The following is an 18,561-nucleotide window of genomic DNA, read 5'->3' as shown; positions in this document are numbered from 1 at the left end:
GATCATGATGATCGTTGAACCGGCGCGTACCGTGCACCCGCTTTTCACTCGCGATCAGACGTGCAGTATTCAGGTCAGGTGACCCGGCTAACCTACCGCGACGCAGTCAAGATCCTCGGTCCCGGCAACAACGCACTCGTCGGCGCCCTGGACAAGATCTTCGGCGGGCTGCTGCTGGCCGCGACACCATTCGCCTCCGGCCTCCTCTCGATCTTCGACGCCAAGAGCGAGCTGACCAAGGTCGCGAGCGACCTGGTGACCAGAGGGGTGGACAAGCGGCAGAAGCTCAGCCAATTCGACCGGATTCAGCGCCTGCACGCGGCTCGCGGTGTCCTGGTCGTGACTTCCTACTTCGAGGTATTGGCGAAGGCGGACCTGCCGTTCCTGTTCAACGGCGCCGCGATTTCCCGTAAGGACGCAGCCGGTCTCGCCTTCCACGACTTCACGGCGAAGTCCCTGGCTGACGTGACCCGCGCCGTGTTGAACACCGACTTGCCGGTCTTGGGCGTCCACGCCACCAGCGCGGACGCACGGACCCAATTGACCGTGTACTACGGCCTGCTCGGCCGCACCTTCCTCGGATTCCTTCGCGAGCAACCGCTCTGGGAAACCCTCGACGACGCCACGCAGAGCAGGGTCGCTTTGTCGTTGGGTGTGGTCACGGAGTCCGCCGCCGACCAGTTCGAGTCCTCGATGCAACGACTCGCCACGGACTGCCCCGAGTTCGCGATCTGGCTGAACCTGTCGAATCAACACGCCATCCGTGACCGCGTTGAGCACGTTTACGACGCTGTCCAGCAGCTGCTCGACCGAGCCGAGCCGATCGACCGGGTCCCGCCCGTCCTGCAGGGCTTGGTCCGTGCCAACCGAGCGGTTTTGAAGCGCAAGGTTCTCAAGCCCGAAGAACTGCCCGACGGCCTCGACGCACCGACCGTCGAGAGTGCCTACATCGACCCACATTTTTGCGTGGCCGAGGTCGGCACCCAGACCCCACTCAACGACGAGGATTACTGGGACGAAACCGAGGTCCGCGAGAATTTCGGCGAGTTTCTGCTCGGCTATCTGTCGACTCCGTGGGCCCTGGTCAATCCGCTGGTCGTGCTCGGTCATCCAGGTGCCGGGAAGTCGTTGCTCACCGAGGTACAGGCGGCACAGCTACCCGCACCGGACTTCGCACCGGTCCGGGTGCCGCTCCGCGACGTTTCCGCAGACGCCGACATCCACGAGCAGATCGAGCAAGCGATCCGGCTGGTCACGCACGAAACGGTGTCCTGGCCGGACTTCGCCAGAGCTGCCGGCGACTCGATCCTGGTTGTTCTCATCGACGGATTCGACGAACTGATCCAAGCGACGGGCGTGAGCAAATCCGACTACCTGCTGCGGGTCAAACGCTTCCAAGAAGTGGAGCAAACCCAAGGTCGGCACGTCGCTGTGATCGTGACCAGCCGGGTCACCGTGGCCGACCGCATGCGGATCCCGGGAAGCACGATCGCGGTCCGGCTGGAACCGTTCGAGATCGACCAGATCGAGCGGTGGGTCGAAGTCTGGAACGTCATGAACGACAGGTACCTGTCCGAACAGGGCCGCGGCCACCTGAATCCCGAAACCATAGAAGCTTACGTCGAGCTGGCTTCCCAGCCTCTCCTGTTGCTGATGCTTGCCGTTTACGATGCGGAAAGCGGCGCACTGAGCACCAGACGCGAGAAGTTGAGCGAGACGGAGCTCTACGAACGCCTGCTGATCAGATTCGCCCACCGTGAGGTGTCGAAGGCGGACAGCACACTGACCGATCACGACCCCGCGGTCGAAGGAGAGCTGCTGATCCTCTCCGTCGTGGGCTTCGGCATGTTCAACCGAGGCGCCCAGTGGATCACCGACGGCCAGCTCGCCGACGACCTGGCGGCGCTGAGGATCACCTCCGGCATTCGACCAGGAGTCACTTCGAACCATCAACGGCTTGCCGGATCAGCCAAGGACGCCCTTGGCCGGTTCTTCTTCGTCCACCGCGCCCGGACCAGCATCGACGGCACGGACATGGGCTCGTACGAGTTCTTGCACGCCACTTTCGGCGAGTACCTGGTCGTACGACAGACTTGGCGGCACCTGTTGGACATGGTCGAGCGCAGCCGGTTCGAAAGCACCCGCCGCATACCGGCGGCCTACCGGGTCGACGACGCGATTCTCCGGGCCTTCTTGTCCAACGCACTCCTGTCGGTCCGGACCACAACGATGGACTTCCTCTCCGGTTTCGTCATCAGGACAACGAAAGACGAGCGTGCCGAGATGCGCGCAACACTCTTGGCGGCCTTTCATGCGCTGCACCTGCCGCCCGTCGATTCGTCCTACGACGACTACCGGCCGGCGGCGGGGACGCCCACGGCGCGGCTGGCCACCTACAGCGCCAACCTGCTCCTCCTGCTCATGACAGTCAGCTCGAACGTCACCTCGGCAGAGCTTTTCCCTGACCTCGCGGACAGCGTTGCAGCATGGCGGCAGCACATGACCCTGCTGCGCTCCCAGCTGAAGCCGGGAGAATGGTCCAGTCTCACGCAACTGTTCGTCGCGTGCCGACTCGGCCGCCACCCCGACCGCTTGGTCGAGTTGAACCATCGCGGTAATGAAATCCTTGAGAATGACTACTCCGAACTGTCGTGGGCGTCCGGCACAGAGTCGACTTACAGCGATTCCACCATCGACATCCCGTCAAACCTGGTGGGAACAGCCGAGCTGACCCAGGATTTCGACTCGCTACTTGCCGTCAATGTCCTTGGCGGACCAGAGTCCCCGCTCACCGAGCTGCTTTCCGCCCACACGGTCGATCCCCGGCATGGACTGGCGTCCGTCGTCACCGATCTGCTGACAGCTTGTTGCTTCCACGCCAACCGGGTGCCCACCGAGGAACGGATGGTCGTCTACGCGAGACTCATCCGATTCACGAATTCCGGCGAGCGGACGCTGGATTCGGATTTGTGGAGCTGGCTTGACTCCTTGATCCTTCAGCTTCTAGTCAATGATTCAGGCGTTCCCGCCACGTACATCCAGGAGAATCTCGGCGAACTCGGCGCAGCAATCTCGAGACCAGATGGCTTGCTGAACCTGGAGCTGTTCCTCAAGCTCTTGTCCAGGAGCTCGGACTATACCGAACTGCTCGGAGTGTTTGATCGAATTCTCGCAGGAGACGAGCCAACCCACGAACAAGTCGCCGAGATCTGGTGTGCTTTCGCAGACAAAGGTGTTCCGGTGCCCGAATATCCTGAACGGCTTCGCAGCTACGCGGGCTCACTACGCCGGCCGGAGCGTGACGTGCACCTCGCTCATCGGCTCGATCTCCTCCAGCGACTGTCCACCCTGGAGGACGCCGGACTCCTCTGACACCGGTCAGCCAGGGGCACCCGGGAAGTCGCCCACGCCGTGTTCCACCAGGTCGAAGGCCTGGTCGATCACCGCGACCTGCTCCTGCCGGACCACCTCCGCGTCGTCGCCCGCCACGATGCGGCCCATGGCGTGGGCGAACACCGTGGTGATCGCCGTCGTGAGGAGGCCGGCCACCATGCGGGAGCGGAAGGCGTCGCCCGTCTCCTCGGCCAGTACCGAGGTGAACGCCTCCGCTATCTCGCGCTCCTGCTCGTACCAGCGCGCCATCAGTGCCGGGCTCGACGTCAGCACCCACCAGAAGCCCGGCCCGCCCGCGATCGCGCCCGACAACGGGTGACCCGAGGACAACAGCGCATGCTGGTGACGGCGCAGCGCCTCACACGGCGACACCCCCGCCGGCCGGTCCCGGACCACTGAGGTCAGCTCCGCCAAGCGGTCCGCGTGACGGTCGAGGAACAGGTCCTCCTTGCGCGGGAAGTAGTTGAACACCGTCATCTTCGAGACGCCCGCCGCCTCGGCTATCTCCGCCACCGTCACCTCCTCGAAGCCGCGCTGGATGAACAGGCCTGTGGCCACGTTCGAGATCAGCAGGCGGGTGGCCTGCTTCTTCCGCTCGCGCAGTCCGGGGTCAGCCATGAGCAGAGAGTATAGACCGAGCTCAAAGTTTGACTCGGTAAAAGTTTCGCGGCATCATCGGAGCCATGAACAGGGATGTGGTGATCTCCGGGGGCGGACCGGTCGGCTTGATGCTGGCCTGCGAACTGCGACTGGCGGGCGTGGACGTGCTCGTCGTCGAACGGCTGCCCGAACCGGACCAGACGATCAAGGCCGGGTCGGTCAACCTGACCACGGCCGAAGCCTTCTACCGGCGGGGTCTGCTGCCCGCGATGGACGCCGTCGTGCAGCAGAACTTCGCGCAGATCCAGAAGTTCCTCGAATCCCGGGGCGGGGGTGGCCCCAAAGCCGTTCCGGTGGGGCACTTCGCCGGGATCATGGTGACCTCGGGCGGGGTCGATTTCGCCGATCCCGCCTTCCGGGACGTCGGGCCCGCCGCCCGGGTCGTCGTCATCCAGCAGCAGGCCGTCGAGACGATCCTGGCCGAGCGCGCCGCCGAACTGGGCGTCGAGATCCGGCGCGGGGCCGAGCTCACCGGGTTCGACGCCGACGACAGCGGCGTGACCGTGCACCTCGGCGACGGCGCATCCGTGCGCGCGGGCTGGCTCGTCGGGGCCGACGGCGGGCGGAGCCGGGTCCGCAAGCTGGCGGGCTTCGACTTCCCCGGCACCGACCCCGCCATCACCGGGCGGCAGGCGCTCACCGAACTCACCGGCGCCGACGCGCTGCCCGCCGGGTGGCAGCACGGCCCCGGCGGGCTCTACGTCCACGGGCCGACGCCCGGGCGGCTCCTCACCGTCGAGTTCGACGGGCCGCCCGAGGACCGGGACGCGCCGATCACCGCGCAGGAGATCGAAGACAGCTTCCGGCGGGTCTCCGGCGCGGACGTGCGAGTGACGAAGGTCCACAGCGCAACGCGCTTCACCGACAACGCGCGCCAGGCGACCACCTACCGCCAGGGCCGCGTGCTGCTGGCCGGGGACGCCGCGCACGTCCACTCCCCCTTCGGCGGGCAGGGCCTCAACCTCGGCATCGGCGACGCGGTGAACCTCGGCTGGAAGCTCGCCGCGACCATCCAGGGCTGGGCGCCCGAAGGCCTGCTCGACACCTACACGGCCGAGCGGCACCCGATCGGCGAGTGGGTTCTCGAGTGGACCCGGGCGCAGGTCGCGCTGATGCGCAGCGACGTCCGGACCAGGGCGCTGCGCCAGGTCATGACCGATCTGCTGACCACCGGCGACGGCGCGACCTACCTGGCCAAGAAGCTCTCCAGCGTCCTGCACCGGTACGCGATCGACGGCGAGCACGACCTCACCGGCCGCGCCGCGCCCGACTTCGCCTTCGCCGACGGCACCCGGCTCGGCGAACGCCTCCACGACGGCAAGGCGCTCCTGCTCGACCTCGCCGACGCCGCCGGCCTGCGCGAAACGGCGGCCGGGTGGGCCGGGCGCGTGAACGTGCTGTCCGCGAAGTGCGACAGCGAGCCGGCCCTGACCGGCGTGCTGGTCCGGCCGGACGGGCACATCGCCTGGGCGAGCGAGGACGGCTCGACGGCCGGCCTCGAGGCGGCCTTGCGGACGTGGTTCGGCGAACCCGCCTGACAGGATGGGCGGGTGAGAGACCTCCACCCGCCCATCGAGCCCTACGCCCACGGGCTGCTCGACGTCGGCGCCGGGCACCGGGTGTACTGGGAGACCTGCGGGAACCCGGACGGCAAACCGGCGGTCGTACTGCACGGCGGCCCCGGCCAGGGCTGCTCACCCGGCATGCGGCGGATGTTCGACCCGGCCCGGTACCGCGTCGTGCTGCTGGACCAGCGCGGCTGCGGCCGGAGCCGTCCGCACGCGGCCGATCCCGCGACGTCGCTGCGGCACAACACCACCGACCACCTCGTCGCCGACCTGGAACGGCTGCGGGAGCACCTCGGCATCGAACGCTGGCTGGTGACGGGTGGCTCGTGGGGCGCGACGCTCGCCCTGGTGTACACCGAACGCTTTCCCGAGGCTTGGCAACGCTTCCGCGACGTCGCCGGGGACGACGACGTCGTGGCCGCCTACGCCCGGCTGCTGGCGGACCCGGACCGCAGTGGACCGCCGGACGACGCGCTGCTGGCGTTCGTCCGGCTCACCACACACTACTACGCGCACGCCGGCTGCCCGGTGACGACGGCGTGGGAACTGGCCGCAGCGTGGCCGGGCGCCGAACTGCTCGTCGACGACCGGTCCGGGCACGGTGCCAGTGACGTCAAACGCACCTGGAAGCTCGCCGCCCTGGACCGGTTCGCCGGTCAGGGGAGGACGGCGACGACGGTCGCGAACAGCCCGTAGAGCCAGCCCAGGGCGAGCCGGCGCAGGGTCGGCGGACGGCCCGTCCGCGGGTCCGCGCAGCGCAGGCCGGCGAGCAGCCTGCCGATCGTGGCGCCCCACCACCGCTGCAGGAGCACGCGGTGGACGAAGGAGACGGCGAGGTAGGTGACCACCGCCGTGACCAGGAAGGCGACGCCTCCCTCCGGGTCGACCCCCGCCGCCGCCACGGCCGCCACCAGGAGGTGCAGCGCGAGGTCCGCGGACACCGCGGGCAGGCGCCGCGACCACGAGGCCCGCCGGATCGGGCCCGTCCGCAGCAACCGGCGGCGGACGGGCCAGGGGATGTCCGGCGCGTCGTCCAGGGTGGGGTCGGTCTCCATGCCCTTCCCACGCGCGAAGCCGGTGTCCGGTTGCCTACCCTTCCGCCGCCAGTTGCACCGCGACGTCGATGATCATGTCCTCCTGGCCGCCCACCAGCGCGAGCTCGCCGCACCGGCGCAGGATCGCCTGGGCGGGGACGCCGTAGCGCTCCGCCGCGCGTTCGGCGTGCAGCAGGAAGCTCGAGTAGACCCCGGCCCAGCCCTGGACGATCGCGTTGCGGTCCATCTTCGGCCAGCGGTGCAGGTACGGGCGCACGACCTCCTCCGCCGCGTCGAGCAGGCCGCCGACGTCGAGGCCCGTGTCGATCTCCAGGCGGTCGAACACCGCCGCGAGGACCTCCGTCGGCGAATTGCCCGCGCCGGCGCCGAGGGCGCAGAGCGAGCCGTCGATGTACCGGACGCCCGCTTCGTACGCCAGCACCGAATTCGCGACGCCGAGCGAGAGGTTCTGGTGCCCGTGGTAGCCGACCCAGGCCGTGTCGCCGACCTCGGCGACCAGCGCTTCGAAGCGGGCGCGGGCCTCGTGCATCAGCAACGCGCCGGCGGAGTCCGTCACGTATGCCGCCTGGCAGCCCGCGTCCACCATGATCCGGGCCTGCTTCGCGAGGTCTTCCGGCGGCGTCCGGTGCGCCATCATCAGGAATCCGGCCGTCTCCATCCCGAGCTCGCGCGCCAGGCCGAAGTGCTGCGGCGAGACGTCGGCTTCGGTGCAGTGCGTCGCCACCCGGACCATCTCCGCGCCCGCGTCGAAAGCGCGCTGGAGGTCCTCCGCCGTGCCGATGCCCGGCACGAGCAGCACCGCGATCTTCGCCTGCTTCGCCTCTTCGCGAGCCGCGGAGATCAGCTTGAGCTCGTCGACGGCGGAGAAGCCGTAGGTGAACGACGAGCCGCCGAGGCCGTCGCCGTGGGTCACCTCGATCACCTCGACACCCGCGCGGTCCAGCGCGCGCACGGTGCCGCGCACCTGCTGCTCGGTGAACCGGTGGGCCATCGCGTGACTGCCGTCGCGCAGCGTCGTGTCGACGATCCGGACGTCGTGGCGCAGAGCCGGGCGGCCGGTGACGTTCGATTCGTTCGCAGGCTCACTCATGCGGAAACCTCCTGCTTCGCGCGGGCCATCAGCTCGCCGACCCGGGCGGCCGCGGCGGTCATGATGTCCAGGTTCCCGGCGTACTCCGGCAGGTAGTCGCCGTTCCCGCGGACCTCGAGGAAGATGCCGACCCGCGCGTTGCCGTCCCAGTCTTCGCGCGCGTCGTCGAACTGCGGGTCGGCGCGGAGCGTGTAGCCGGGCACGTACTTCTGCACTTCGGCGACCATGTCGTGGATCGACGCCGTGACGGCTTCGCGGTCGGCGTCGAGCGGGATCGCGCAGAACACCGTGTCCCGCATGATCATCGGCGGTTCGACCGGGTTGAGGATGATGATCGCCTTGCCGCGCCCGGCGCCGCCGATCTCGGCCACCGCCTGCGACGTCGTGCGCGTGAACTCGTCGATGTTCGCCCGCGTTCCCGGCCCCGCGCCCCGCGAAGCGACCGACGCGACGATCTCCGCGTACGGCACCGGCGTCACCCGGGAAACGGCGTGCACCATGGGAATCGTGGCCTGGCCGCCGCAGGTGATCATCGAGACGTTCGGCGCGTCGAGGTGCGCGCCGAGGTTCACCGGCGGGCAGACCATCGGGCCGAGGTGCGCCGGGGTCAGGTCGATCGCCTGGATGCCGGCTTCCTCGTACCGCGGCGCGTTCGCGGCGTGCGCCTTCGCCGACGTCGCTTCGAAGACGAGTTCCGGCAGGGGATCCTGGCGCAGCAGCCAGTCGACGCCCTCGGCCGACGCCGCGATCCCCTGCGCGCGGGCGCGCTCGAGACCGTCCGACTCGACCACGCCGACCACGTACCCGACTTCGATCACTTCACTGCGTCGCAGCTTCGCCAGCAAATCGGTGCCGATGTTGCCGGGGCCGACGATCGCCGCCATCACGGGAGCCATGTCCCGACCGTCGCACCGGGCCGTCCGGTCGGGACAGGCTTGTGTTCCGACCAGCGGAACGTCGAGACTGGGTCCATGGCATTCGACGTCGTGGCCGGGGCCGGGTCGCTGCTGAGCGGCACGGGCGTCCGGTTCCCCCATCGCTGGACCCCCGCCGGGGTCAGCGTCGAGACCGAGTTCACCGGCGGTCACCTGCTGAACCTCGCCGCGGCCGGGTGCGTCCTCAACGACCTCTACCGCGAGGCGGAGCGGCTCGGCATCGAGCTGGCCGGGGTGCGGGTGACGGCCACCGGCGGCTTCGACACGACGACGTGGGCGTCGACCGGCATCACCTACTCGGTCGAGCTCGACTCGGCGGCGCCCGCCGAGGCCCTCGACCGGCTGCTCGCCGTCGTCGACGACGTCGCCGAGATCCCCCGGGCGCTGCGGGCCGGGCCGCCGGTGCGGCGCGCACCCTGAATCACCGCCGCCGCGAGCAGGGCGGCCACTCCCCCGCAGGTCATCACGGCCGGGACCGACACCGCGTCGACCACGAAGCCGCCGGCCAGCGCGCCGGCGGAGATCGTCGCCTGGAAGGACGCGGTGAACAGGACCGTGGCCGCCTCGCGGGCGTCCGGCGCTTCGCGCGCGAACCACAGCTGGGAGTAGACCGGCACCGCGCCGTAGGCCACGCCCCACACCAGGAGGGTCGCGAGCGCGGCGGCCGGTCCGGTGTGCGGCAGGGCGAAGACCGCCACCGCGATCAGCGCGGCCGCAAGCGCGAAGCCCGCCCGGTACCGGCCGGCCAGGAACGTGCCCGCGATCCCGGCGACGCCGTACGCCAGCAGGTAGGCGCTGAGCACCTCCGGCCGGACGACGTCCCGCAGCAGCGGCGTGACGTAGGTGTAGGTGCCGAAGTGGGCGAGGACCACGAGGAACGTCACCAGCAGTCCACTTCGGACGCCGCGCCGCCGCAGGAGTCCACTAAGGACGTTCAGCCGCGTGGCTTCTTCGGGCGGCAGGGGCGGCGCGAGGAGCACGAGGGCCGCGGCGGTTCCGAGACTCAGGACCCCGAGCAGGAGGAACGCCGTCCGCCAGCCCGCGAGCTGACCGACGAGGGTGCCGAGCGGCACGCCCAGCACCGATCCGAGGGGCACCGCGGCGAAGATGACCGACGTGGCCCGCGCGGCGGCCGCGGTCCCGACGAGCCGGGGTGCCAGGGCGGCGCCGATCGACCAGAAGCCGCCGATGACGATGCCGACCAGGAACCGGCCGGCCAGGAGCACCCAGAACGCGGGTGCGGCGGCGGTGAGGAAGCCGGCGGCCGCGAGCAGGACCAGGAGGCCCCCCAGCAGCACGCGCCGGTCGAGCCGGCCGGCCGCGACGGTGACCACCGGCGCGGCGACCGCGGCGACGAACCCGGGCACGGTCATGGTCCAGCCGGCGGTCCCGGCCGAGACGCCGAACCCGGCCGCGATCGGCGTCAGCAGCCCGATCGGCAGGATTTCCGTGGTGACGATGGCGAAGATCCCGACGGTGACGGCGAAGACGGCCGGCCACCGCGGCGCTGGTGCGTTCATGCGGCCCAGTGAACCGGCGGCGGATCGCGCGGGCTGGCAGGTTTGCGACGGCTTGATCGCCGGCTGCGGGTCATGGCGGATTTCCGCCGGTTTGATCGACTCCCGGCCGGGGCAATTCCCGGACACACCCGATCGAGGAGGTTGCGATGGCCGAACGGCGTTGGCGCTTCATCCCGGAAACGGCTGCGCTGTGCTGGATCTTCCTGGCCGTGGGGGCGGTTCTGCTTCTGTCGAGCATTCTCAGCCTGACCGGCACGGACAGCCGGGCGCCCGTATTGACGGTGATCGCGGCGGTGGCCGCGGTGGCTCTGATCGTCATGTCGGTGATCGGCTTGGCCCGCCCGAAGCTGCGCGGCCGCTGACCGGCGGCTGACCGGCCGGGTCCCGCGGCGGCGCCGGGACCCGGCCGGAGTTCCTACAGCTCCTGGTGATCCGCGTGGTCGACCCGGGCCTCCGGCACCGGGCGGCCGTCGCTCACCCGGAAGTCGTCGACGCCGTCGAGCACGAACGTCGGCGTGCCCGCCACCTTCTCCGCGCGGCAGTGGTGCACGTCGGCGTCGGCCACGTCCCGCAGGACGTACGCCGGGCGCGTGTCCTGCCTGCCGAAGCGCACATCGACGTTGTCCCAGCTGATTCCCCGGGCGTGGCGGACGAAGAAGCCGTACGCCGGGAGCGTGCCGAACATCGACGGCTCGGGGTACGCGGTCTCCAGCTCCGGCGGGTTCTGCACGGCGTCCCCCGGCGTCAGGCCGCCCGCCAGGTGGTGGCGGATGTTGCTCAGCTTGACGTCCTCGATCGGGTGGCCCGGAATCCCGGCGAGGCACGAGGGGTAGCGCGGGTCCGCGTCGATCGTCGTGACGTCGCTGATGCTCACCCGGCGCAGGAACCCGACCGGGATCCCGGCCGGCCCGCGCATCCGCGCGCCCAGCCGCAGGAACAACGGCATCTGGACGTTGCGCATGGTCAGGTTGCTGATCGTGACGTCTTCCAGCCGGCCGCCGTCGACCGTTTCCAGCGCCAGGCCGCGGCAGTGCTCGAAGACCACGTTGGAGATCGCGATGTTGCGGAAGCCGCCGTTGGATTCGGTCCCGAACTTGACCCGGCCGGTGCGGCCGTAGGACGACGTCTTGAACGTGCCGCCGACGAGGGTGCCGAGGTCGTAGCCGCTGACGAAGCAATTGTCGATGGCGACGTTTTCGGTGTCGCGCACCTGGTTCAGCGCGTACGAGCTCTTGAGCACGATGGCGTCGTCGTTCGGCGAGTTGACCGTCGTATCGGCGATCCGCACGTTCTTGCAGCAGTCGATGTTGATGCCGTCGCGGTTGGTGTCGATCACCAGGCCCTCGATGCGGAAGTTGTCGACGCCGGTGGGCAGGATGCCGAAGTGCCCGCCGTTGACGATGGTGATGTCGCGGATCGCGACGTTGCGGCACAGCTTGAGCGCGATCGCCTTGTTCCCGTTGAGCGGCGCCGATTCCGCGCTGCCCCCGGCGACCAGGCCCTTCCCGTCGATCTTGCCGGGCCCCTCGATGGTGACGTTCTCGAGGTTTTCGCCCCAGATCAGGCTGTTGTGCCAGTGGCTGTGCCCGAAGTCCTGGTACGGGTTGCCCGCGCCCGGTTCGGCGGGGTCGTAGCCCCGGCCGCCGGCCGGGGCGGCGGCCAGGATCGTCGCGTTGGCGCCGAGGTACAGCGCGATGTTGCTCTTGAGGTGGATCGAATAGCTCGCGTACGTCCCGGCCGGGAAGTACACGGTGCCGCCGCGGGTCGCGGCCGCGTCGATCGCGCGGTTGATCGCGGCGGTGTCGATCGTGCGCCCGTCGCCCTTCGCGCCGAATTTCGTGACGTCGAAGAAGCGGCCCGGCTGGTTCCCGAATTCCTCGGCTCCGGCCGCCGGAGATCCGACCAGTGGCAGGGCCGCGCCCGCGGCTCCCCAGACGACGGCACGGCGGCGGCTCAACGCTCTTCCCACGGAGTCTCCCTAATCTCGCCATGGCGGAAGCCCGCGCTTCCGACGGCGGATCGGGATGCGTGTTCAGCTAAGAGCAAATGATCGGATGCGTCAAGCTCGCCCCCGCCCGCGGGCGGGGGCGAGCCCGATCTTCAGTCCAGCACCTCGCGGACGGTGCCGGCGGCGACGGTCAGCCGGCCTTCGCGCATGGCGAACCCGAGGCCCGGGCTCATCGCGACCGGCTGGCCGAGCTCGATCGTCAGCTCCGCCGCGTCGCCCGGCCGGACGACGGTGACGCCTTCGGCCAGGGCGACCACGCCGACGACGTCGCTGGTGCGGAAGTGGAACTGCGGCCGGTAGTTCGCCGCGAACGGCGTCCGCCTGCCACCCTCGGCGGCCGAAAGCACGTGGACGTCCGCGCGGAACCGCGTGTGCGGCCGGACGCTGCCCGGCAGGCAGACGACCTGGCCGCGCCGGACCTCGCCGCGCTTGACCCCGCGCAGGAGCACCGCGGCGTTGTCGCCCGCCTCGGCGCGGTCCATCGGCTTGCCGAACGTCTCGAGCCCGGTGGCCACGGTGGTCACCGCCGGGCCGAGGCCGATCACCTCGACCGCGTCGCCGACGGCGAGGGTGCCCTGCTCCACCGCGCCGGTCACGACGGTGCCGCGGCCGGTGATGGTGAGGACGTTCTCGATCGGCATCAGGAACGGCAGGTCGAGCCGCCGCGGCGGGATCGGCACGTGCTCGTCGACGGCCTCGAGGAGGTCGAGGATGCGTTGCGTCCACCGCGGGTCGCCCTCGAGCGCGCGCAGCCCGGAGACCCGGACCACGGGTACGGCGTCGCCGTCGAACCCGTAGCGGGTCAGCAGCTCGCGTACCTCGAGCTCGACCAGGTCGAGCAGCTCCTCGTCCTCGGCGACGTCGGCCTTGTTGAGCGCGACGACGAGGTGCTCGACGCCGATCCGGCGCGCCAGGACGACGTGCTCGCGGGTCTGCGGCATCGCGCCATCCCGGGCCGAGACCACGAGCACCGCGCCGTCCAGCTGAGCGGCGCCGGTGATCATGTTCTTGACGTAGTCGGCGTGCCCGGGCATGTCGACGTGCGCGTAGTGCCGGGTCGGCGTCTCGTACTCGACGTGGGCGATGTTGATGGTGATGCCGCGCTCGATCTCCTCCGGTGCGCGGTCGATGCGGTCGAAGGCGACGAAGTCGGCGCCACCCCGCTCGGCGAGGACCTTGGTGATGGCCGCGGTGAGGGTGGTCTTGCCGTGGTCGACGTGCCCCATCGTGCCGATGTTCAGGTGCGGCTTGGTCCGCACGTACTGCTGCTTGGTCATGGGTTTTCCCTGCGCTGGAACGGAACTGCGCGAAACCGGGCGGAGCGCGTCGACCCTCCCCCGGCGGTTTCGCGCCCAGGGCGGGGGAAATCGGGGAAGGGTCAGCTTCGAGCGCCGGTCAGCCGTGCCGACACCGCGCTCGGCAGGGACAGGCCTGCGAGCGTCGCGCTATCGGACACGGGGAACATGACGGGAAGGGTGACACGGCCTTCGCGGCCGTGTCACCCCGTTTTCCTCACCCCGCCGAGCGGGGCCGCATGATCAGGGCCGCAACGAAGTACACGCACGGTTTCTTGCCGCGGTTCGCGTAAGAATGCGTGACGTCGGCGGGAAAGTACACCGAATCGCCCGCCGCGAGGACGTACTCCGCCGCGCCGACACCGAGGCACAGCTCGCCCGACTCGACGGCGACGAACTCGTGCGATCCCGGGGCGTACGCCGGAAAAGCGCCCGCGTCGCACCCGGGCGGCAGGGTCGTGCGGATCCACTCGAAGTTGACGCCGGGGACGACCGGGGTCAGCACGGTGCGGTGCCAGCCGCCGGGTTCGGCGATGTGGTCCTGCTCCGCCGCGCGGCGGAGGATCACGCGGTCGCTCTCCAGGTCGGCGAGCAGCCGGGACAGCGACAGCCCGAGGCCGTCGGCGATCCGGGACAGCACCACGACCGTCGGCGTCTTCTCGCCGCGCTCGATGGCCGACAACATGCTGACGCTCACGCCCGCCGCTCCGGCCAGTGCGCTCAGCGCCAGCCCGCGGCCCGCCCGCAGGTCGTGCAGGTGACGGCCGAGCGATCCCGGATCGATCATTCCTCTATAATACCGATTATGTCCACTATAGCGGAAGTGACGGAGGCCGACGCCGAAGGCATTGCCGCCGTCTTCACGCCGTACGTCACCGATTCGGTCTTCACCTTCGAAACCACGCCGCCGACCGCGCAGCAGTGGCGGGCGAAGATCCGCGAGCGCACGTGGCCCTTCCTCGTCCTCGCCGACGAGGGCGAGATCCTCGGCTACGCGCTGGCCGCGCCGTGGCGACCCAAGCCGGCGTACCGGTACTCGGTGGAGACGACGATCTACCTCGCACCCCGGGCGGCCGGCCGGGGCCACGGGCGGCGGCTGCTCGACGAACTGCTCAAGCGGTGCGGGGAAGCCGGAGCCCGGCAGGCGATCGCGGTCATCGTCGACTCCGGCAACCCGGCGTCGCGGAACCTGCACCGGGCGGCCGGTTTCACCGACGCGGGCGTGCTGCGGCGCGTCGGCTTCAAGCACGACCGCTGGCTCGACACCCTTCTGATGCAGCGCGAGCTGGGCTAACGCGACTTCGCCCGCAGGTGCAGCCGCTCCCCCTGCTTGCCGAACAGGCTGAGGATCTCCGCCGGCCGGCCGCCGACCGCGCCGAACCAGTGCGGAAGGCGGGTGTCGAACTCCGCCGCTTCGCCCGGCCCCAGCGTCATGTCCCGGTCGGCCAGGATCAGCCGCAGCCGGCCCGACAGGACGTACAGCCACTCGTAGCCCTCGTGGACCTGGGGATCGGGCTCGCCCGTCTCCGGTTCCAGGATCATCTTGAACGCCTGTGGCGCGCCCGGCTGGCGGGTCAGCGGCAGCACCGTCATGGTCGCGCCGTTGTGGCGTGGGATCCGCCGCGCGGTCAGCCGGACGCGGGGATCGCCGACCTCCGGCGCGCCGACCAGTTCGTCGAGGGGCACCTGGTGGGCCTGGGCGATCGGCAGCAGCAGCTCCAGGCTCGGCTTGCGCTGCCCGGACTCCAGCCGGGAGAGCGTGCTCTTCGAGATGCCTGTCGCCTCCGACAGGTCGGCGAGGGTGACCCGCCGCTGCGTGCGGACCCGCTTGAGGCGGGGGCCGACCTCGGCGAGGGCCTGGGTGATCGCGTCCGTCATGCCTCCAGGAAACCCGCTTGTCCCGGAATCGGCAACATTAGTTGTCGAATCCGCCAAGCCGGGTTCATGGTGGCGGCATGAGCGAAAACAACAGCTTCGACGTCCTGGTGGTGGGTGGCGGCGCCGCGGGTCTCAGCGCCGCCCTGATGCTGGGCCGGGCGCGGCGGCGCGTCGCGGTCGTCGACGGCGGAGAACCGCGCAACGCGCCGGCGTCGCACATGCACGGCTTCCTGTCCCGCGACGGCCTGCCGCCGTCCGAACTCCTGGAAATCGGCCGCGGCGAGCTCCGCGGTTACGGCGTGGAACTCCTCGAAGACCGGGTGACCCGGCTGGACCACGGCTTCACGGCCCGGCTGGCCAGTGGCCGCGAGCTGACCGCCCGGCGCGTCCTGGTCGCCACCGGCGTCCACGACGACCTGCCGGAGCTCCCGGGCCTGCGGGAGAGCTGGGGCACCGACGCGATGACCTGCCCCTACTGCCACGGCTACGAGCTGCGCGACCAGCCGCTCGGCGTGCTGGGCACCGAGCCGGCGAGCGTCGAGCACGCGCTGCTGGTCCGCCAGTGGTCACCGGACGTCGTGTACTTCGCGCACACCGAGCCACCGTCCGATGCGGACCGGGACCGGCTCGACGCGCGCGGGATCCGCGTGGTCGACGGCGTCGTCACCGCGGTCCGGCGCGACGGCGGCCGCCTCACCGGCATCGAGGTCGGCGCCCGGTTCGTGCCGCGGGCCGCGCTGTTCCTCCGCACCCGGACCGTCCCGCACGACCAGCTGCTGCGCGACCTCGGCTACGCCGAAGGCGACGTCGACCCGTCCGGGAAGACCGGCGTGCCCGGGGTGTGGGCCGCGGGGAACGTCGTCGACGCGCGGGCGACCGTGATCATCGCCGCCGCCCAGGGCGCGGCCGCCGCCGGGGCGCTGAACCACGACCTCGTCACCGAGGACGTCGAGCGGGCGGTCGGCGCACTGGGCGGCTTCTCCCCCGCGGCGGAACGCGCGGCCGCCGGGGCACGCTAGCCCCCGGCGGCCCGGCGTGCCAGGCTCGGCGGATGCGTCCGACGCTCTACGAATTCGCCGGCGGCGAACCCGCGTTCCGCGCGCTGGCCGCCGCCCACCACGAGCGCTGCCTGGCCGACCCGGAGCTGAACCACCCGTTCTCGAAGCAGGACCAGCACCCGCAGCACGTCGAGCGGCTCGCCTGGTACTGGGCCGAGGTCATGGGCGGCCCGCCGCGGTTCTCCCGCGAGTGCAGCGACCACTCGGCGATGCTCCGGATGCACGCCGGCAACGGCGACATGACCGACCTCGGCCGCCGGTTCGTCGCGTGCTTCGTCCAGGCCGCGGACGACGCCGGCCTGCCCGCCGACCCGGAGTTCCGCGCCGCGCTGCGGGCGTACATGGAGTGGGCGGTGGCCGAGGTGCTCACCTACCCCGGCCCGCCCGCCGACGTCCCCGCCGGGCTGCCGGTACCCCGCTGGTCGTGGACCGGGTTGCAGCCGTTGTAACGCATGGGGCCGCCGCCGCGTCTTGCAGGCGACGACCGGCTGTGGAGGTCCGTCGCCAGAGCCGGTCCGGGCCAGGTTCCCCCCACCTGCCCGGACCGGCTCGTCCACTCCGTCCGATAACCGCGAGCACGGCGTCGCGGGCCGGGCCAGGCTGGCCGCCATGCTCCTCGACCGCTTCCTGCTCGCCTCCCGGGGTTTCGAACACCATCTCCGCGCCGTGCCACCCGACGGCTGGCACGCGCCCACGCCGTGTTCCGAGTGGGACGTGCGGGCGCTGGTCAACCACATGACCCGCGGCAACCTCAACTACATCGGTCTCCTCCGCGGAGCGACCCGCGAGGAATTCCTGGCCCGGCGGGACGAGGACGCCCTCGGCGACGACCCCGTCGCCGCGTACACCGGCTCGGTCCGGGCCTGCGCCGCCGCCTTCGCCGAGGAAGGCGCGCTGGACCGCGTCGTCGACTACCCGCTCGGCAAGCTCACCGGACGGCGGGCCCTGGCCGTGCGCACGACCGACAGCACCGTGCACACCTGGGACCTCTCCCGCGCGCTCGGCACCAACGAGACCCTCGACCCGGGCCTGGTCGCGTGGATCGACGAGCACTACGCCACGATCTTCGCGGGCTTGGACCCGGGCATCTTCGCCGAGCCGCCGCCGATCCCGCCCGGTGCGTCCCGGCAGGAGCGGCTGCTCACGCGGTTCGGCCGCGCTCCCCGGCGAGCCGGCTGACCAGCTCGGTCAACGCGGGCCCCAACGGCCGGTCGACGCGCACCGCGGCGTAGCGGTCGCCGCGGGTCTCCCCGCGGTTGACGATCACCACCGGCTTGCCCGCCTTGGCCGCGTGGCGGACGAAGCGCAGCCCCGACATCACGGTCAGGGAAGAACCGAGCACCAGCAGCGCCTCGGCGTCGTCGACCAGCCCGAAGCACTGCTCGACCCGCGGCCGCGGCACGTTCTCGCCGAAGAACACCACGTCCGGTTTCAGCACGCCTTCGCAGGCCTCGCACGAGACCGGCCGGAAGCCGCGGACGACGTCCGCGGGCAGCTCGACGTCGCCGTCCGGGTTGATCCGGGTGGCCGCGCCGGTGAAGCCGGGGTTGGCCGCGCGCAGCCGCCGGTCGAGCTCCATCCGCGGGCTGGTGCGGCGGCAGTCCAGGCAGATGACGCGGTCCAGGCTGCCGTGCAGCTCGACGGCGTCCGCGGTGCCGGCCGCCTGGTGCAGGCCGTCGACGTTCTGCGTGATGACGCCGGAGACGTAACCCCGCTCGCGCAGAGCCGTCACGGCGCGGTGGCCGTCGTTGGGGTCGGCGCGGGCGATCGTGCGCCAGCCGAGGTGGCTGCGCGCCCAGTACCGCTGCCGCCCTTCGGCGCTGGTGACGAACTCCTCGTAGGTCATCGGCGTGTGCCGGCGCAGGCTGCCGCTTTCACCGCGGTAGTCGGGAATCCCGGATTCGGTGGACAACCCGGCCCCGCTGAGCACGGCGACCCGCCCGCGCGCCACGATGCTCGTCAGCTCGTCGAGGCTGGACGTCCGCGGCAGCGGCGCGTCCGCCGACGTCCAGGAGAGGGTGGGCCGGGTGCGCACCAAGCCAGGGTACGTGGGCCGGTGAGGAGCTTCCCGAGCGCCGCGCGGACGGGTGACGCTGAGCGT

Annotated in this window: 18 protein-coding genes and 1 pseudogene; 9 read left to right on the top strand and 10 right to left on the bottom strand. The window is 70.8% G+C overall.

Annotated elements, in window-relative coordinates; all coding sequences use genetic code 11:
• Positions 1 to 78: 78 nt before the first annotated feature.
• Entirely contained in the window at positions 79 to 3,372 is a 3,294-nt protein-coding gene (locus ACWDN5_RS00170) for an NACHT domain-containing protein (protein ID WP_449673670.1), read from the top strand.
• Positions 3,373 to 3,378: 6 nt separating this feature from the next.
• On the opposite strand, the gene ACWDN5_RS00165 is transcribed toward ACWDN5_RS00170, so the two are convergent.
• Positions 3,379 to 4,011, bottom strand: coding sequence for a TetR/AcrR family transcriptional regulator (locus tag ACWDN5_RS00165; protein ID WP_449673669.1), 633 nt, complete (start codon positions 4,009 to 4,011; stop codon positions 3,379 to 3,381).
• Positions 4,012 to 4,076: 65 nt separating this feature from the next.
• Here ACWDN5_RS00165 and ACWDN5_RS00160 point away from each other — a divergent pair, with 65 nt between their 5' ends.
• Both ACWDN5_RS00160 and ACWDN5_RS00155 read left to right on the top strand, forming a co-directional pair.
• Complete coding sequence (locus ACWDN5_RS00160; RefSeq protein WP_449673668.1) at positions 4,077 to 5,591, top strand: FAD-dependent monooxygenase; 1,515 nt, start codon at positions 4,077 to 4,079, stop codon at positions 5,589 to 5,591.
• 12 nt (positions 5,592 to 5,603) lie between these two features.
• Entirely contained in the window at positions 5,604 to 6,317 is a 714-nt protein-coding gene (locus ACWDN5_RS00155; protein ID WP_449673667.1) for an alpha/beta fold hydrolase, read from the top strand.
• Here ACWDN5_RS00155 and ACWDN5_RS00150 read toward each other — a convergent pair.
• From ACWDN5_RS00150 to ACWDN5_RS00140, 3 genes are read right to left on the bottom strand one after another with little or no spacing between them, the layout of a single operon-like run.
• Positions 6,278 to 6,676: an RDD family protein gene (locus tag ACWDN5_RS00150; protein WP_310975640.1), complete on the bottom strand. Its 399-nt coding sequence runs from the start codon at positions 6,674 to 6,676 to the stop codon at positions 6,278 to 6,280. The two genes, ACWDN5_RS00155 and ACWDN5_RS00150, sit on opposite strands and share 40 nt — an antisense overlap.
• Before the next feature lie 34 nt (positions 6,677 to 6,710).
• A complete protein-coding gene (gene dmpG / locus ACWDN5_RS00145; protein WP_310975639.1) occupies positions 6,711 to 7,766 on the bottom strand; it encodes a 4-hydroxy-2-oxovalerate aldolase in 1,056 nt (351 codons plus the stop codon).
• Positions 7,763 to 8,662, bottom strand: a complete 900-nt coding sequence (locus ACWDN5_RS00140; RefSeq protein WP_449673666.1) for an acetaldehyde dehydrogenase (acetylating) — start codon at positions 8,660 to 8,662, stop codon at positions 7,763 to 7,765. Before ACWDN5_RS00140 ends, dmpG begins: the two co-directional genes overlap by 4 nt.
• 75 nt (positions 8,663 to 8,737) lie before the next feature.
• Between ACWDN5_RS00140 and ACWDN5_RS00135 the strand changes: the two are divergent.
• A pseudogene (locus ACWDN5_RS00135) lies at positions 8,738 to 9,046 on the top strand (OsmC family protein); the annotation flags it as partial.
• Here ACWDN5_RS00135 and ACWDN5_RS00130 read toward each other — a convergent pair.
• Complete coding sequence (locus tag ACWDN5_RS00130) at positions 8,995 to 10,221, bottom strand: MFS transporter (RefSeq protein WP_449673665.1); 1,227 nt, start codon at positions 10,219 to 10,221, stop codon at positions 8,995 to 8,997. The pseudogene ACWDN5_RS00135 and the gene ACWDN5_RS00130 sit on opposite strands and share 52 nt — an antisense overlap.
• Before the next feature lie 146 nt (positions 10,222 to 10,367).
• Between ACWDN5_RS00130 and ACWDN5_RS00125 the strand changes: the two genes are divergently transcribed.
• Positions 10,368 to 10,583, top strand: a complete 216-nt coding sequence (locus ACWDN5_RS00125) for a hypothetical protein (protein WP_310975636.1) — start codon at positions 10,368 to 10,370, stop codon at positions 10,581 to 10,583.
• Between the two features lie 53 nt (positions 10,584 to 10,636).
• On the opposite strand, the gene ACWDN5_RS00120 is transcribed toward ACWDN5_RS00125, so the two are convergent.
• The 3 genes from ACWDN5_RS00120 to ACWDN5_RS00110 all read right to left on the bottom strand — a co-directional run bounded on the left by ACWDN5_RS00120 (position 10,637) and on the right by ACWDN5_RS00110 (position 14,311).
• Positions 10,637 to 12,127 (bottom strand): rhamnogalacturonidase, encoded by a 1,491-nt coding sequence (locus ACWDN5_RS00120; RefSeq protein ID WP_449673780.1) that lies wholly within the window; start codon positions 12,125 to 12,127, stop codon positions 10,637 to 10,639.
• A 194-nt stretch (positions 12,128 to 12,321) separates the two neighbouring features.
• On the bottom strand, positions 12,322 to 13,506 hold the full coding sequence (gene tuf, locus ACWDN5_RS00115; RefSeq protein WP_449673664.1) for an elongation factor Tu: 1,185 nt from the start codon (positions 13,504 to 13,506) through the stop codon (positions 12,322 to 12,324).
• A gap of 235 nt (positions 13,507 to 13,741) precedes the next feature.
• The gene (locus ACWDN5_RS00110) at positions 13,742 to 14,311 is read right to left on the bottom strand and encodes a helix-turn-helix domain-containing protein (RefSeq protein WP_449673663.1); all 570 of its coding nucleotides are present in this window, start codon (positions 14,309 to 14,311) and stop codon (positions 13,742 to 13,744) included.
• A gap of 18 nt (positions 14,312 to 14,329) precedes the next feature.
• Here ACWDN5_RS00110 and ACWDN5_RS00105 point away from each other — a divergent pair, with 18 nt between their 5' ends.
• Complete coding sequence (locus tag ACWDN5_RS00105) at positions 14,330 to 14,818, top strand: N-acetyltransferase family protein (protein WP_449673662.1); 489 nt, start codon at positions 14,330 to 14,332, stop codon at positions 14,816 to 14,818.
• Here the strand turns inward: ACWDN5_RS00105 and ACWDN5_RS00100 are convergent.
• Positions 14,815 to 15,402, bottom strand: coding sequence for a helix-turn-helix domain-containing protein (locus tag ACWDN5_RS00100; RefSeq protein WP_310975632.1), 588 nt, complete (start codon positions 15,400 to 15,402; stop codon positions 14,815 to 14,817). The two genes, ACWDN5_RS00105 and ACWDN5_RS00100, sit on opposite strands and share 4 nt — an antisense overlap.
• A gap of 77 nt (positions 15,403 to 15,479) precedes the next feature.
• Between ACWDN5_RS00100 and ACWDN5_RS00095 the strand changes: the two genes are divergently transcribed.
• The 3 genes from ACWDN5_RS00095 (at position 15,480) to ACWDN5_RS00085 (ending at position 17,639) form a co-directional block, all read left to right on the top strand.
• Positions 15,480 to 16,421, top strand: coding sequence for an NAD(P)/FAD-dependent oxidoreductase (locus ACWDN5_RS00095; protein ID WP_449673661.1), 942 nt, complete (start codon positions 15,480 to 15,482; stop codon positions 16,419 to 16,421).
• Between the two features lie 32 nt (positions 16,422 to 16,453).
• Positions 16,454 to 16,909, top strand: a complete 456-nt coding sequence (locus ACWDN5_RS00090) for a group II truncated hemoglobin (RefSeq protein WP_449673660.1) — start codon at positions 16,454 to 16,456, stop codon at positions 16,907 to 16,909.
• 160 nt (positions 16,910 to 17,069) lie between these two features.
• On the top strand, positions 17,070 to 17,639 hold the full coding sequence (locus ACWDN5_RS00085; protein ID WP_449673659.1) for a TIGR03086 family metal-binding protein: 570 nt from the start codon (positions 17,070 to 17,072) through the stop codon (positions 17,637 to 17,639).
• Here the strand turns inward: ACWDN5_RS00085 and ACWDN5_RS00080 are convergent.
• Positions 17,602 to 18,495: an NAD-dependent protein deacetylase gene (locus ACWDN5_RS00080; RefSeq protein ID WP_449673658.1), complete on the bottom strand. Its 894-nt coding sequence runs from the start codon at positions 18,493 to 18,495 to the stop codon at positions 17,602 to 17,604. The genes ACWDN5_RS00085 and ACWDN5_RS00080 overlap by 38 nt on opposite strands.
• Positions 18,496 to 18,561: the final 66 nt, after the last annotated feature.

This window comes from Amycolatopsis sp. NPDC003731 (assembly GCF_053586895.1).
This window is presented reverse-complemented; position numbering and strand designations above follow the sequence as displayed.